Here is a 17019-nt window from a genome sequence, read left to right on the forward strand (position 1 = left end):
AACGAATCGCGAAACTAGCGAGTAGTAGACCCAATCAAACTATCTTAACCAAACAAATGATTCGTCTGATGGATAAACGGAACCATCAAATGGATTATGGCATCTATAAAGCAGCTAAACTCATTATCCATCACGCAATAGATAATAAAGTGAAACAAATCATCATTGGTTATAACGATACTTTTAAAGATGAACGGTTATCGGATACATATAATCAGTGGACAAAGAGTATTCCAATCGCGAGACTTAGAGACCGTATCATATACTTAGCTGAACAAATTGGTATAGAGACAAAGGTCATTAATGAGGCTTACACATCAAAAGCGTCATATCTAGACCAAGATGAATTCGTTAAGGGTGAGTTTTCAGGTGTTAGAATCAAAAGAGGTTTGTATAAGAGTCAAAAAGGCACTTTGATCAATAAGCTTAAAACCCATGTTTTAAGTCCTGACCAAAATGCCTCATTGAATATGATTCGAAAAGGTAATCCCGATGCCTTATGGATAGGAAGGGTGAATCACGATTCACCTCTAGCGAACACTCCTAAGCGTACAGTACTATTTGGACTGTAGTCGTTTTAAATAAGACGAGTTAAATCGTTAAGTGGAAATGAATCATTCTTTAAAGGGTGATTTATTCACCTCTTTGTTCTCATTCTAATGATTTTTTAATGTTTTTTTATTTTTATCTGAGAAATCCATCTCAATTGTTTGATTATGTATTCTTTGCGATGTATAATGTATCAAAATTTATAGTCTTGCGGGAGGGATATTATGAATTCTAAAAGTATTGGTTTGATTGTATCTGCGGTTATTGGAGCGCTTGTACTCATTACGGGTATTTCATTGATCGCTGGATATAACAGTTTGGTTAAACTTGAAGAATCCATCAACTTAAAAATGGCAACAGTGGATAGTCGATTACAGGAACGTAAAGACAAAATTGACCAACTCGTCGATGTAGTTGAAGGCTACACTACCGTAGAACAATCGATTTACACCATGATTACCAATGCACGTACCGCTTATGCTGCTGCTAAACTTTCTGGTAACCCAGATGATATGGCTGAAGCGGAGGCTCTAGAAGTCCAAGCAGTGAATGCATTATTGGCGATTGCTGAAGATAACCCAGAAATTAAATCCAGTCAAGTTTATATTTCATTAATGATTGAAATCAGCTCCATGGAGTCTGCTTTGAGTACTGCGCGCTTACGTTACAATGAATCTGTGGCTTCTTATAATAGTTCTGCTCGTCAATTTCCACGAGTAATTTTCGTAAATCTGTTCAACTTTGAGACAACCAAAACCTATTGGAAGATTGACGATGGTGCAACCGAGGTTCCGGATATCAACTTTGGTGAATGAGGATGAGTCGTCTTTGGAAATGGCTTTTCATTGGTTTGATTAGCTTTTTTCTCTTCGCCTGTAAACAAAACAAATATCCTGATCCAACCTTTAGATACTATGTTAACGACTACGCAGACGCGTTGATGCAATACACAGAACGTTTAATCACCGCTCAAAATGCATACTTATACGAAGAATACGGAGACATTCAAATTGTCTATGCCACCTTCTTAGTCGAAGATGCGAGTGAGATTGATAAATACGACCGTGTCGAACTTTTCGAACAATGGGCACCTGGTAATAAAGAAACTGATATGGGTTTTCTAGTCATTCTCTTCATTCATGAGTATGAGGAAGATGGTATTACTTTTCAAGAAATTCTTGAGGTCCAAATGGAACCTGGTTATGGCCTTGAAGAATATTTAACACCGACTGAAATGAACATCATGCGTGATGAATATTTACTATCTGATACGCATTATGGCATCATCGATATGAAACTCATGCAGTTTCAGTATGAATTATCTAATATGCTATATGAAAAAGTCTATGGTGAACCACCCATCGATTATGATATGGAAGAATTTTATGATGACCTAATGAGTGCACCATATGTTCAAGAAGATACAGGTAACACCAGCTTACTCGGTATGTTACTAAGTATCTTATCTCTCAACTTCTTAGGATCTAGTTTTGGAGGCAGTTGGGGTGTTGTCATCATCTTAGTTCTTTTAGGATTTGGTGGCGGTTTCACCTTCATCCGATTTAAAGGTGGCGGTGGCCGAAGTGGTGGCCGTGGTATATAAATAGTAAAAGAGACGTTTTGATGTGATCTAAACGACTCTTTTTTTGCTATTTGATATCCTGAATAATCTGCTTAATTTATTTGATATTAAATGATATTATATGCACTATTCTAAAAATAGTGATTACTATATACTATGTATATAAAATCTTATTGATAGTTTAGATTGTGAGACCACGGTAATGGTAAAGGTATTCCCACAACTTTTTGAGGTTCATTAGGATTATTAACTGACTTTTTAGGGTGTCCAAAAACCCACAGTGTAAACGTCTTATCATCCATAATATACGTTTTTTCATCCTTGAATATTTGATAATTTCCGTTGTAAAAGACACGGCATGTTTCATGTTTCTTATCAAGATACATGTTTAATTTCGTGACAAATGAAGTTGGGTGGATGATTCTTATACTTGCTTCTTGTGTAATTTTTTTAAATGGTTTAACTTTAATTAACCCATTTAATCGATCTTCTGGTCCTATAATGAAACGCAGTTCTGTTTTCTTATAGTATTTTAGGAGTAGATGAAATCCATGATAGAGTTTATTCCGATTTCCAGACAGTTCCTTAATCCAGATGTCGTCCGCTTTAGGGTATCGGTTCATGATATAGTATCCGATAATTTTGTCTTGTTCTGTTAAAACCACCATAGGATAATCACAATCTTCATCTGGTACGCGCTGTGAGATGAGTAATTGTTTGAATTCATTTTTACTTCGAATATAGCGTCTCTTCTCTTTTTGATAAATTGAATACACAGAATCAAAATCCTGTACCTGATAGTCTCTCAATTTAAGACTTTGACTGGATTGTAGTTTATCAATAGCTAGATGATACTCATGCATATACCCGACATCTAAAGCACCGAATCGTTCGTAAATACCACCTGATCCAGAAATGATGGTAAAATCCACAGATTCTTTTAGCATTTGTTTTTCTGCCCGATGAAGTAGCGTGCTTGCGATATTTTGTCCACGATACGCTTTATTTGTACAAACCGACCCAATCGAAGCTGCTAAAAAGGATACCCCATCTATAGAAATTCTTGATGGATAATAGTTCACCATAGAAACGACTTTCTGATCATCTAGTCCTAAAAACATGTGTTTTTGGTTTTTTTGACTAAATAATAAGGTGAATTGGTCCCCCATGTTGGATTTAAATGTATCGATTGATAATTGAATGGCTTGAGTTCTAGTTTTGGAGTTGGCTGTTTGATATCGAATCATAAATACCTCTTTATGAACGCATCATAATCGATGACTTGTTTTTCAAGTCGTGCTGTTTCAGCCATGAATGCGAGTAAATGGCCTCGAATTGAAACATCGAGTCCTTCTAAATCGAGGGTATCACTTTCAATCAAATCGATAAAACGTTTCATGATCCCGTAATCACCGCCACCATGACCGTAGTTGCTTTCAGATAACCGAATGACTTGTTTATCTAGATTACCGAAAATATGGATTTCAATTTCATTCAAATCCATATGACCACGAATCTCACCCTTCGTCCCCATTACTTTCAGTGTACGCGTATTTTCATGGGTAAACGCCGTCATGGTAAAACTCGCTGTAGTTTCATTTTCAAATTCAATTGAGACCACTTGGTGGTCAACAACATCATTGTCACTTCTATATACACAACGGCCATAAGGTCCTTTTTCTAGTGCTTTTAATAATCCACCATCTGAAATATCATCAGATACTGGAAACTTCATCCAATCGGGTGCATTTAAGTAAACCTTAGGTGCGTAATAAGGACAGGTATCTTGTTTTTTACAGCCTGACATGCAGTAATCAGGTACATAGTCTTCTGTGGTTGATTTAAAATGCGTTAGAGACCCGAAGGAAGCAACATACTTAGGCTTAACACCAATTAACCACGCAAGGATATCCATATCGTGACATGATTTCGCTAAAATCATCGGCGAAGCGATTTGTGTATTTCGCCAATTTCCACGGACATAGCTATGTGCTTGGTGCCAATAAGAGACATTTTCGTTATGTTGAATGGTCATGATTTCACCGATTTCTTTTCGGTCGATGACATCTTTAATCGCGTTAAAAAAAGGCGTATAACGCAATACATGACCAACCACAACATTGCGTTTCGCTTTTTTGGCTGCTTCGTAAATTGCCATCACCGCTTTCGCTTCAAGTGCCATCGGCTTTTCTAGAAACACATGATAGCCTAATTCAAGTGCTTTTAATGTGGGTTCAAAATGCATTTGGTCTTGTAGACAAATAAAACAAGCGTCTGCCATCCGCGGTTGGTTTAAAATGTCGTTATAGTCTTCAAATTGATGTGTTACTGGAATTTGATGGAACCTCGAAAACGATGCTCGTCTTTGTGGATTAGACTCTGCGACACCAACAAATCGAATATCTGATTTATTTTCTAATGCGAAGCGTCCGTATGCGTGTTCACCGCGATTACCGGCACCCAATAAAATAGCTGTTATCATGTTATCACCTATGCATATCATATCATGTAACTACCTCAAAAAAAACTCTTCATTGAATCAAAAAATACAAACCGTTAAGTTTGTATTTCATGAATATCTAAAATATCGGTAATCGCGATTTTTTGTTTGTCGTAAAGCCATACTAAATGGTGAATGGTATCGATTTTTAGGATGTATCCTTCAACATAGCGAATATGACCATCGTTAAAGTATTCGAATAGCGTATAAGCATTGTGTTCTAAGGCTGTCTTCAGTTTCTGATCTAATTCTTCAAGACGGTCTTCTAGTAAAGTCGGTTTATCCATCTTTGTTAGGCGGTTACGAAGTTCTGTGAATAAATCGTTAAACCCCGCTAACCCATCAAAAGGTGACCATTTGATGATCCCACGGTCTACATACTTACTCATGGTGACCACCTACGAATCCATTGCGTTCACGAATGGTTGATTCTTTGTTCAAGGATGACCCTCGATTCACTGCGTTCTTGCCATAGCGCATTTTAATTTCATCGACAGAGGCAAGAAGTTGATACTCATTTTCATCCCGTTCTAAGTCCTCAAATAGGCTGAACTGGTGGGTATCGTTTTCCGTTAAGCCACCTAACGAAATACCAATCGAGCGTACTGGGCTACCATCGTATTGTTCATTAAAGATATCGATGCACGTGTCATAAATTAACTTAAAACTCGAAGTTGGACGATCTAACGTGACCTGTTTATGTAAGCCGCCATGGGTATCTTTAGAATAGCCCGCACCAAAGTGGATAACACGGCATTTTTTACGTCCGATACGCAACCGTCTCGTAACTTCATCGGCCATTTCTAAGATGATGGTATAAATCTCTGGGGCGTAATAATTTCTAAAGAGGATTTGTGAATGGCCATAACTCTTGTTTTGAGCTCTAAGTTTATTTTTATCCTGTAGAATACTCATATCGATACCGTGGGTGTGGTACCATAGTTCTTCGCCAATCACACCAAATTTTCGTTTTAATAAGGCTTTGTCATAATTGGCAATATCACCAATTGTCTCTAAACCTAAGAGGTTTAAATGGTGTTCCATTCGGTTTCCAATTCCCCACATTTCAGAGATAGGTTTGACTGGCCATAGTTTAGTTGGGATATCTTCATACGTCCATTTCGCAATCGAATCCTTTGCTTTTTTAGAATCGATATCGAGTGCCATTTTGGCCATAATCATATTTGGACCGATGCCACAACTTGAGGGTAAGTGAAGTTCGCTTGAGATCTTGTCGACGATTTTCTTCGCGAGTTCAACATCTGTCATTTGATAAAAGTTGAGGTAGGAGGTTACGTCCAAGAATGCCTCGTCGACTGAGTATACATAGAGGTCTTCCTCAGAGATGAATGACAAATAGATTTCTACAATCTTCATTGAGTACTCCATATAGGTCTTCATTTGAGGTCTCGCGAAAATAATTTTATCACGAAGATTTTCAGGGATGTCGTAAATACGACAACGACTTGGGATGCCGAGCTTTTTCAAGAAAGGGGTGACGGCCAAAGTGATGGCACCTTTACCACGAGACTTGTCCGCCACAACAAGTGGGGTTTTAAATGGGTCAAAGCCTCTTAGACTACACTCAACCGATGCGTAAAAACTCTTTAAATCTATACACAGTATATTTCGATGTAATCGATACTCTTCCATGGTCTCACCTCCCTTTTGTGTACCCATTATATCAATCCTTTTTATGTAAAAAAGATGAAAATATCTTGTTTAAAATGAAACTAAACAGTGATTTTTCATCGGTTTTGATCGAGGTTTTAGGTAGGGGATTTTCATTCATTTAAGCGGAATTGAAGAGAAAAATCACCGCTTTCGGGTGATTTTTATGCATTATTTTTGATAATCTACGTGCCCATAGCGTCCGGACGAGATTTCCCAAAGATACAAGGAGGCGAGACTCGCGTATGGACTGTAGCGTTTATGGTAACGCTCGAGCAGTTCTGTCGTAATTTTCTTATGGTGATATAACATCGAAATCCCTCTTCTGATCGCGAGATCATTTTTAGATAAAACGTTCATTCGATTGAGTGAGAAAATGAGTAACATTTCAGCAGTCCACCGTCCAACGCCTTTGAGCTGAATCAGTTTTTCGATAATTACTTCATCGGGTTCGGTTTTCAAAACTTCGATGTCTACCGTTTGAAAATACTGTGCCACGCTGTGAATGTAGGGCGCTTTTTTAAGACTCATGCCACAGGATTGAATGTCTAGATTTGTTAATTCTAATAAGCCTTCTGGTGTGATTGAAGTTTTTGCTTTGAGCCTTTTAAAGACGGTTTCATAGGCTTTACCTGAGATTTGTTGTGCGACAATCGATCCAATCAACGATTCAAATAAATTGTCATCAATACGGCGTTTAATCGGACCTATCCGTTCAATCACTTCACCGAGTTTTTTATCTTTTTTCTTTAGGTATTCGAGGGCTTTTTCGTCGTACTTAAAGTCCATAATGATGTCCTTCTAAATTCAGTAATCTTGTTTTAAGTTCAAGTCCGCCGTAAAAACCAACCAATGAACCATCCTTACCAATAACACGGTGACAAGGTATGATAATCATGATGGGATTTTTGTTCACCGCGCCCCCAACTGCACGCACTGCATCCTGATTTCCAATCGCTATGGCGATATCTTGATAGCTCCTGGTTTCACCATAGGGAATTCGCGTCAAGGCGTCCCAAACACATTGTTGAAAGGGTGTCCCAATTGGTTTTAATGGTACACTAAAGTTAACTTTTTCACCGTTAAAATAACGTGTGATTTCTTTTGCACACGTCTCTAGTAAAGGGTCGTTACTTGGTGGTGTTAAAGCCTCATTGGTCAAATCCAAATGGGTGATACTACTGCCGTCTGATTTAATTTTGACATGTCCAAATGCGGTGTCGATAACTAGTGTATTCATACGTTTACCTCAACCTCATTATACAACAAAAAAGACTAGTTGACCTAGTCTTCAAAGTTAATTCTAATATCGCCATTCGATGTGATGGCTTCAACATATGGGGTTTTGCTGGAATGATACGTATCATTACCATAGGTTGCACCATCGATTTTAACGTCTCCGTTGGAGGTTCTCGTTTTAACTTTATAGTCATCGAAGCGGCCTTGAACAGTGATATTAATTCTACCGTTAGAGGTTTGAACTCTAAAGTCATTAGATACAATCCCACTACCATTGATCGGACCGTTGGAAGTTTCTGCGTCTACCGAAGTCGCGACTAGATTGATACATTCAATTTCACCATTGGAAGTACTGAGTTCGACATTTTCTGAAGTTACGGTATTCAAATAGACTTTTCCATTTGAAGAACCCAAAGTCAAATCGTTTACGGTTGTATTTCGGACATCGACTTTACCGTTGGATGTATTTAAATGTGCACTTTTTAGAGTTAAATCGTTGAGTGTGATGGCTCCATTCGAGGTCTTTACTTGAAGTTCATAGAGGCTATCTGGTAATAAAACGGTCACAGTACGATTGACAGTAATGTTGGAAAAATTGAACCAAAGTAGTGGGTTTCTCATATAGTCCCACCAATCGCTTGTAACCACGATGGATAAGACATTGCTTTCATCCGATAATACAATTTCTTCGTATTGGTCGACTTTAAAATCAATATGGATTTTATCGTCTGTAGAAGGTTTGATTTCCACAGGGTTATTATAAAATGAGAGTTCAATTCGGGTGAATTGGGCTCCATCATATTCATAAGACATATCGGTATAGTCTAGCTGTTCTTCTAGATAAGGTTGGGCAAGTAAACCAAAGACTGTTACGGAAATAGCCCCTAAAATGATGAAGACGATACCGACTTTAAGAATGGTTTTCATTTTTGTCTCCTCTTGATGATTTGATCAATTTTAAGAATGGCTAGATCGAGCCAAATTTTCGTTTTACGAATCAAGGTCGTAATAATAACGACACCTACAAGAACCAAACCGAGGCCTAAAACCATCGAACTCACATAATAAATAAGAACTTCAAGTCTAGAAACATCCTTAGTCAATAAGAACACTAAATATGTAACAAAGGAAATCCCGCCACTCGAAATGAATGAGATACTAACGCTACCAGCAACTATCACGCCGATAACTGTAAAGAAAATAGCTATCCCTTTAGAGGTTTGTGAGATGACTTCAGAAAGCATGTAGTTCTCTTTATTTTTCACTTTGAGTTTGAAGCTTGAATCCTTCTTTAATGTCCGGATGATTTGCTCAATACTTCCAAGTTTTTGAATGAACTCAGATTCGACTTCACCGTTCGCAACCGCTTCATCGATCAGTTCTTCATAATAATTGAGGATTTCTGAGCTATCTGTGTATCCGGCTAATCCATCTTTTAATGCTTGTAAAAATGTAAATTTTGTCATAGGTCACCTCAAAATGTAACGATAGATTTTCGATATTTCATTAAAATCATCACGTGCTTTTTCAATTTCGTGTTTGCCAAGTGCCGTAATCATATAATACTTACGCAGGCGTGATTGATGCTGTTCTGTATAGGTTTTAACGAATGCTTGTTGTTCAAGTCTCTTAAGTATAGGATACAGCGTAGACTCTGAGATATCAAGGATGGATGATACATCTTGAATGATCTTATAACCATAAGACGGTTCTTCTTTTAGTGAAGCGAGAACCAATATTTCTAGAAAACCTTTTTTTAATTGGGGATCCATCGTTCATACCTCCCTTCACACAATACTATACATTACATAGTATATCGTGTCAAGAGGTATTTAAAGAAAAAGACACACTTTTTGCAAAGTATGCCTTCTTAATTGAGTTAATTACCATCCCAGCTGGTGTAATCGTCGTAGAGACCCCATTGGTTCCCTATGACTGTATAGTTTTCGATTACAATCGCGAATTCAATTTTAATTTGTCTGAGTGACCCTGGTGGTGTGTAATAATACTTACCAAGTGTTTCACCGGTTGAATCTAGATTAGGTAATTTGTACTGATTGTCATTCCATGAGGTGGTTCCGATGAACTGGCTTTCAATGAAGTAAATATTATAGTCATATCTTAAGCCATTTACTAGCGGTTTGCTAGGGTCGGTTAGGTTTGTTGTTCCTAAGTATTTTGGAGCTACAATATTAAAACCATATGCCCCTGTCATATTTCGGCCTAACGTGTACAAGTAGTTGTTTATACCTTCAGGTGCTGGAACTATGAATAGCGTCGTACGGGTATTAATACCGTTAGTTTCGTTGATGACGTTCCCCGCAGTCGGCACGATTGGAGCGCCTAAATCATAGTTTAATTTGTAATTTCTAACGTTAATCAAAATCACCGATTGCTTAATTGGTGATGCAGCATCACTGGCTTCAATCACACCACTAGTAGTTCTAAAGTAAATATTGAACTTAATAGTGACTGTGAAGTTCTTATCTTCAACCGTAATAAAGTAATCTACAAAATTGGTGCCATTTTCAGCCCATACACGATACTGGACAATTCGAAATTCACTGTCATCTTCAGGAATGTAATTGCCATATAAGTCGTTAGTGAATGAACCAGTCGTTTCGTTAAATCGCTGGATGGTTGCGCCAATTGGTAAGGTAAAGTTTGGATAATAACTTGTGATATCGATGTTTGAAACAATACCATTGATTCTAAAGGATTTTTTATTCGCTTCATCTGCGCCATCGTAAGAGATACCGTCAAAGAACACTCTAGCGTCATAATCACTGTTCATAATAATGTTTCCATTTGTGTCTGATTCAAATATGGTTGGATAATATAAGATCGAGCCTTCATCAATTTGGAATCGGATATCTTTCAAATACGCATCTGTCCCAATTAGCTTATCGATGGTAACGGTATATAGTAGATAGTTCACTGAACCGCCTTCACGTTGGAGATAAAAATTGTATGTTTTAACGCCTGTTTCGAGCGAACTGTAAATAAATACTTCATACATACTACCAAAACCGAATTGAATATCGTTACTACTTGGTGAATATGGTGAACCTGCTTTTAATATTTGGGTAATCACATTCCCATAAAACTCGCTATAGCCAGCAAAATTGAAATCAAATTCAAACTCGGTTACTGAAGACTGACGGTCAACATCCAGTGCTGTTGTGAACTGTTGGTTGCCGTTTTTATAAATTATTGGAATGTCTAAAGTTCGTTCGCGAATCGTATGCGTAATGATATTGGTAGCACCACTTGGCGAGTTCACTTGACTTCTGAGTGTATACTGGAAGTGATACTGCCTAATCCCATTATCATAGGTGTACCAAGCGGTTACGCCGTATAAAGTTGCATATGGTGAGAACGATACATCCATAATGTAAGTTCCACCTAAAGATAATGTATACTTTCTAACGATATTGACACCTGTATTTGTATAAGTTGTTGGCGTGTAAGTAATTGAAACACTTTGAGTAGATGTTCTGTACGGAATCCCTGCAATTTGATAACCAAATTCCATAAAAGTTGTGAAATTCGTATTGGTTGGGACAAACTGAACAGAGGTATTTTCGTTATCTACACTGAACGTGTCATAATCTACATTGGTTACTTCATATAAATTTGAAGCTTGTTTGGTAAAACTCAAACTGAGTTCAGTCGAATTAGGGAAATAGCTATATCGGATTGAATAACTACCATTAATGAGTTCTGAACTTAATGTAATATTAAACCCAAATTGATTATTGGATGCTTTTGGATTAATGGTTACAGTATATAAACTTGGATCAATTAAAGTTGCCCCTTGATATAAACTTCGAACCACCATTTGATGACCTAACGGCATGATTGTACCATTAGCGTGTGTTCCAGTATCCGTAAATACGGCTTGAATGGTACCATTTGGTAGTAGTTGCGGCGATGTAACAGTTGTGACATTTCCGCTTACTGTGCGGGTACTGGCTGCTCCATCGACAAATACTTGAGTCGTCGCTACACTAGGTGTATTGGTTGTTCTTACTATTTTTATCGTATATTCAGTACTATACTTTTCAACTAAACCAGAAATATTGCTTGAAATTTCCGAAAACACATTTAATTTTACTGTAATTACATTATCATCTGCATTGCCAGCAATCCCATCCGCGTTAAATACACCATTGATAATAGGCTTAAATGTACCTCCCAACACATTGGATGTTCTCGATAAATAAGCGTTGTTGAATGCTGTGAAATTTGGATTTGTTTCCCGATTATAGTTCGCTAAGACTGCATTCTTGGAAAGTGTTGCTGAATCAATCTCATAAGTATGATTGTTACCTGAAAAGGCTTGAGATGGTAATGTATATGTTATGGTTGTCCCACTAATAACACCACCATCTAATTGCGGTCCTGTTCCATTGGTGTTTTTCAAAGCTAATCTCGCCACAGTTTGTCCAGAATAGGTTGTTGTATCAATGTTCGATTGGTTATTATAACTAACCTGGAACATGGCGCTATACTTTTGATACAGTGGATCTAGTCCCAAATCACCAATTGAAGGCATTTTCGTTTGAGCTGAATTAACATTATTCAAATCAATATAACCTGACTGATTTACTTCGTCAATTGTGTAAAAATTAGATACATCAATATTTGATGGCATAACAGCACCAATTAACTTACCAAGTCGAGTAGCTAGTACATACATACCATTTGGTTTAAAGTTGGTAGTGTCTCCACTATTGGTAAATCTTGGAGCTAATGAATCTGTTTCAACTGGGTAAATATAATCAGACTGTTCTGGAAGCATTAACGGAAAATCCTCATCAAACACAAACTTAGGTGGAATTGGATCAGATGGGTCTAGTGCTCTATCTCTAACAACTGGTACTGGATAAGCTACATTCGTTGTCGTCACACGTATTGGAATAAACCCTTTGTAATTAGTAATCGTAAGGGTTGTCCATGAAGTTGTTGAAATAAATGGAATATCTTCTACACGTGCTGAGACATTGTATGTAGCGCTCCCATTTTGTGGAGTTTGAGTCCCAGTAAAAGTGAAAGTTCTTCTTTTTGAGTCATCGTGTACCCCTACATATCTTAATAGTCCTCTACCATAACTTACTGTAGCGCCATTAAAAGTTACACTTGATAAAGTTGTTGAATTATTAGTAGATTTCCTAAATGTAACACTAGTGCTTTGTGTAATCACATATGCATCCGCAATATTTGTAAATCCGGTAAAAACTGATGGTGTAATATCATATGGCTTCGCAGTGTAATATGTATCAGGATTATTGATTGATGTGAAACGATAAGTATAATAACTACCAGTTAAACTAACTTGATCGACTCTACCTAGCATATCAATTTCTCTATCCATATTGAGAATATTCTTGAAGCTAGTGGCTAACATCGTTCCTGAAAATCCTCTTTGTAATCTCCCAAAAATGCCACCAAATCCACGTTTTCTATTTTGAGCAATAGCTGTAGTTCCACTTGGGGTTACCCAAACTGTATCATTAATTGGATAAAAGAAATTTGCAGCATCTCCAATTGTAGGATCAGCTTTCTCAATTGTAAAATTGGAGTAGGCAGCTTTTTTCAATGCCCTAACTTTCCCGTAATGGATAGCTGTATCAATGTTTACTGTAGTTGTTAAACCGTTTGCAGCTCCCAAAATAAAAGTAGCTCCAATAACACCACCGGCGACATCAGTTGATGCAATCAATCCATGGTTAACCATTTTGGTTAATTTAGCCAGACCGTAACCAATGACACCTCCAACAGATGCATGAATAGGAATTCTCTCAGAGTTTGCTGTAGAATTACTGCCATTATATTCGACAACTTGACTTGTGATACCATAAATATCGCCAAAATTTAAACCGTTTGATAGTTCACTCTGGCCAACAGGGTCCTGATCACCGAGAGTATTTGTAGAAAATGTTTTTAATGCGGTTGAACCACTATCAGTACTATTTGTAACGTTATTACCTGCTGTAATTTCCGTCCCCAGTGCAGTACCAAGAATACCTCCGACTCTAACATATTCTGGTGCTTTAGCATAAATTTTCCCATTATTAGCTGAATCATATACTCTTGCAAGAATGTTAGAATTTCCATATCCATAACCAGTTAAGACTAATGCGTTTCTGTCACCTATGATTGCTGTTATACCGCCTAATGTTATCCCTGAATTATATGAAAATACAAGACCCCCATAATAAGCATTTCCAGTAGAAATAACTGCATGAACAACAGCACTTGTATCAGTCGCTAAAGTCTCGTTCGTAAATGTTAAATCTCCAACATTTCCGGTATCTTGTATTAAGTTATAGTTGAATGTCGTTATGCCACCAGCAAATAAGTTTGAGCGTCCCGTGATATTAGTTAAAGCGAGTCCATCATCTGAACTCAAATTTCCATTATTCATGGCATTTTGAATAACACCTGCATTTATATTCACTATTCCAGAGATATAAATATTGCGTCTTACAAAAGTAGTTACTCTAAATGATGTGTCAGTATATGTGTTACCACTGATAACAGTATGGCCACTTAGCCTAGAGACTATAATGTTACCTTCATTTAAAACATTATACATTGTGTATGGCGCATCAGAATAAGGTAAAATCCAAGTTAATCCTGATACATAAACATCCTTATCTTGAGCAAAATCAGTAACATGAATATTACCAGAATTAATAACGTTTTTATAATATGTAAAATAATTTTGAGTAATGTTCGAAACTCTTAATTCCCGTACTAAGGCTATTGATTGATTAACAGTTCCAACACGTAAGTCACCACTATTTTTAACATAGAGTAGAGTTGTTTGATTGTTGTTTACTGACGTATAAAATGGTGAAATCAGAATCGGATTAGTTGATACGGTGGTAGTGAAAAAACTCGATTCAAAAACATAATCTGCATCATTATAAGCACGAGATAGTTTGATTCCTGTTGTTGTATTATCAAGTATTGTTGCTGCATAAAATACATACACATTGTAATTATCACTATTGAGACCAGTGATGGAATAATTTCCTTTATTATTCATTACTGAAAATTCAGCATCGCTTTGTGTTGTTTCAGCAATCCCGATGCCAGCCGTGTAGACTCTGTTGAATGCGTTATACGATTCAACAATCACATCACCGCGATTTTCCCAACGACCATTTATTAAATTTGTTCCCTGGTTAATTCGATTTTTTTGACCTAAGACCGTGCCAAAAATACCGCCAATGTTATAAGTAACGATATTACCATCTTTACCTAAAAAATCTGGCCCATGTATGTCTCCCGTATTTAACACATAATAAAGCTCATTACCCGTTGAATTTAAATTATTGATTTCACCAATAACACCACCAATACGATGTCTGATTGTACCTGCGTATTCATTATCGATTGAACCTACGCCATAAATTTGCCCTGAATTATAACTATTCCTTAAAATCATATTTGAAGTTGCAGTTCCACCGATGATCCCACCTATTGAAAATGTCCCATCAATGGTAATATCTTCGAAACTGTGCAAACCACCATCTACAATGCCGGTATGTGCTACATATGTGATATTACCACCCGCTCTACCAATGACTCCACCAGCATAAGTTCTACCTATTAAAGCAGTCCCTAAATCGATGGTTTTTCTTGGTGTTGGTGCTGAACTATCGTTACCAACAATAATATTTTTGATGATCGCTGTCTGGGTTGTTCTGCCAGCTACCATACCAATATTGAACGTTTTACCATAATGTTCTTTGGTATTGGTTGCGACAAGTTCATTGTTGTAGAAATTAATGTTATTGACTTGTCCATTAACTACACTTAAAACACCTAAGAAATACTCTGTATTGACAATTGCTGGTCGAATAATTCTCAAGTTATAAACATATTTATTTTGATTGATATTGACAGAAACATCGCTAAAATCTAAATCGCCACCTGTTAAGATACCTAAAAATGGCTTGGAAGGTGTTTTATAGGACTTGATATTTTTCATATCAATATCTTTAGTTAAGACATATTTAAATTCATTATAGCCTTTAGTATCTTTTTTGGTGTTGAAATCAATCATTTTACTAAAGTTATAAAAATCATACTCGTTGCTGATTTCGAAGTATGGATTTGCTGGATTGTTGGTATTGTAAGTCAAACCAACCATCGTTGGATAACCATCATCCGCATAGAAATACCAACGATTCTTTTCCAATGCATTGGTGTATGGATTCGTCAAGGTTTGTGAATTGATATTAACGCCAGTTCCATTTCGTAAGGTTGCAGTGGTATAACTAACCACACCTGCCGGTTGAACAGTACTGGATACATTAGGATTTAATACGCTGTCATAACCTATCCCTTGCAAAGTACCGTTGTAAACAACATCATTGATGGTTGCTGTATTAAAATAAACAAATGGTCTATCTTCAAAACGGAAGTATGAAGATGCTGATAGAACATTTGGAGTAGCTAGATAGCTGTTTCTAATAATTCCGATATTGGTATGGACAAAACCAGCTGCATTATAATTATCTGCAGTTGCTGCTTGGACATTGATTCTCATCCCCGACAAATCAGCGCCCGTTGAACTGGTTTTGAAGTCAATGACAGCCGTATTGTATATTAAACCTTTGTTTTCACCAACAAGCATTGCCGCACTATTGAGTCCATCCGGTAAATCTACCAACTCATAATCTGGATTTCTGAGGACCAAATTCATGATTGCACCAGAAGTGCCAACATGCGCAAACATGGCATAATAACGGGCAAGCGGAATATCCACAAATGTCGTATCCCCATAAAGCATGATGATGTAGTTATAGTCTGCTACATACAAATTTGATATGGTGAAACCTTGTCCGTCGAATGTTCCAGTAAATGGATACGGATAAACAATACCACCATTATTAATATTGATATCGATCCCAATCGGGACAAACTTTCTCGCACGTTCCGTATTGTAATCAATGTCACTGGTTAAAACATAATCAAGGTCTAAAATCTTTTGAATGGTTAATATAAAAGGTACCCAGTTTTCTGTAGCCTCATACTTAAAGTTGAAAGCAGCCGATACTGAAAAATAATAGAGTTCTTCTGCTGTTGATATATTAACTCGACTAGATCCGACTAGCGCGTTAATTTGACTCGATATCGTCGCGTCAGCTGAATTAACTAATGTTTCAATTTGTTCCTTGGTAATTTCATCGTCTAACTCAATTTGTGCCACAACTGCTTCAATTTGAGGGTTTATAATGTCGTAAATAGCTTGAAAACTGATGAATGTATCAGCTGCATCTCTACCCGATGATGTTAAATTTGCTGAAAAGAAGTTATTCGTAAATGCACTTGTTTTGATGAAGTTATCATCATCAAAACCTGGTTTAGTAATTGGCTTTTGGATTAAAGCAAAAATACCTAGTGTTGTAACTAGAGCCATTAATGTGAATGAAATTGTTCGTTTTATGATTGATCTCAT

General features: G+C 37.0%; 13 protein-coding genes. 3 read left to right on the forward strand and 10 right to left on the reverse strand.

Features of this window, described 5'->3' with window-relative positions; genetic code table 11:
* From N7603_RS07860 to N7603_RS07870, 3 genes are all read left to right on the forward strand, one after another.
* Positions 1-572, forward strand: a 572-nt coding sequence (locus N7603_RS07860) for an IS200/IS605 family accessory protein TnpB-related protein (protein WP_262096886.1), incomplete at its 5' end; no start/stop codon positions are given.
* 201 nt (positions 573-773) lie between these two features.
* Complete coding sequence (locus N7603_RS07865) at positions 774-1364, forward strand: LemA family protein (protein ID WP_262096887.1); 591 nt, start codon at positions 774-776, stop codon at positions 1362-1364.
* 2 nt (positions 1365-1366) lie between these two features.
* A complete protein-coding gene (locus N7603_RS07870) occupies positions 1367-2152 on the forward strand; it encodes a TPM domain-containing protein (protein WP_262096888.1) in 786 nt (261 codons plus the stop codon).
* A 149-nt stretch (positions 2153-2301) separates the two neighbouring features.
* Here N7603_RS07870 and N7603_RS07875 read toward each other — a convergent pair whose 3' ends face one another.
* The 10 genes from N7603_RS07875 to N7603_RS07920 form a co-directional block, all read right to left on the reverse strand.
* On the reverse strand, positions 2302-3378 hold the full coding sequence (locus N7603_RS07875) for a GNAT family N-acetyltransferase (protein ID WP_262096889.1): 1077 nt from the start codon (positions 3376-3378) through the stop codon (positions 2302-2304).
* Entirely contained in the window at positions 3375-4613 is a 1239-nt protein-coding gene (locus N7603_RS07880) for a Gfo/Idh/MocA family protein (RefSeq protein ID WP_262096890.1), read from the reverse strand. The genes N7603_RS07875 and N7603_RS07880 overlap by 4 nt, the downstream gene beginning before the upstream one ends.
* Before the next feature lie 74 nt (positions 4614-4687).
* A complete protein-coding gene (locus tag N7603_RS07885; RefSeq protein WP_262096891.1) occupies positions 4688-5020 on the reverse strand; it encodes a YolD-like family protein in 333 nt (110 codons plus the stop codon).
* Entirely contained in the window at positions 5013-6284 is a 1272-nt protein-coding gene (locus N7603_RS07890) for a Y-family DNA polymerase (RefSeq protein WP_262096892.1), read from the reverse strand. The genes N7603_RS07885 and N7603_RS07890 overlap by 8 nt, the downstream gene beginning before the upstream one ends.
* A 189-nt stretch (positions 6285-6473) precedes the next feature.
* Positions 6474-7091 (reverse strand): DNA-3-methyladenine glycosylase family protein, encoded by a 618-nt coding sequence (locus N7603_RS07895; protein WP_262096893.1) that lies wholly within the window; start codon positions 7089-7091, stop codon positions 6474-6476.
* Entirely contained in the window at positions 7081-7542 is a 462-nt protein-coding gene (locus tag N7603_RS09020; protein WP_305072005.1) for a methylated-DNA--[protein]-cysteine S-methyltransferase, read from the reverse strand. The genes N7603_RS07895 and N7603_RS09020 overlap by 11 nt, the downstream gene beginning before the upstream one ends.
* Before the next feature lie 44 nt (positions 7543-7586).
* A complete protein-coding gene (locus tag N7603_RS07905) occupies positions 7587-8468 on the reverse strand; it encodes a DUF4097 family beta strand repeat-containing protein (RefSeq protein ID WP_262096894.1) in 882 nt (293 codons plus the stop codon).
* A complete protein-coding gene (locus N7603_RS07910; RefSeq protein WP_262096895.1) occupies positions 8465-9007 on the reverse strand; it encodes an HAAS signaling domain-containing protein in 543 nt (180 codons plus the stop codon). Before N7603_RS07910 ends, N7603_RS07905 begins: the two co-directional genes overlap by 4 nt.
* Positions 9008-9010: 3 nt before the next feature.
* Positions 9011-9313: a PadR family transcriptional regulator gene (locus tag N7603_RS07915; RefSeq protein ID WP_262096896.1), complete on the reverse strand. Its 303-nt coding sequence runs from the start codon at positions 9311-9313 to the stop codon at positions 9011-9013.
* 107 nt (positions 9314-9420) lie between these two features.
* Positions 9421-17019 carry a beta strand repeat-containing protein gene (locus N7603_RS07920; RefSeq protein WP_262096897.1) on the reverse strand — a complete coding sequence of 2533 codons (7599 nt, stop codon included), beginning with the start codon at positions 17017-17019 and terminating at the stop codon, positions 9421-9423.

This window comes from Paracholeplasma vituli (assembly GCF_025446935.1).
Lineage (GTDB): Bacteria > Bacillota_I > Bacilli_A > Acholeplasmatales > UBA5453 > Paracholeplasma > Paracholeplasma vituli.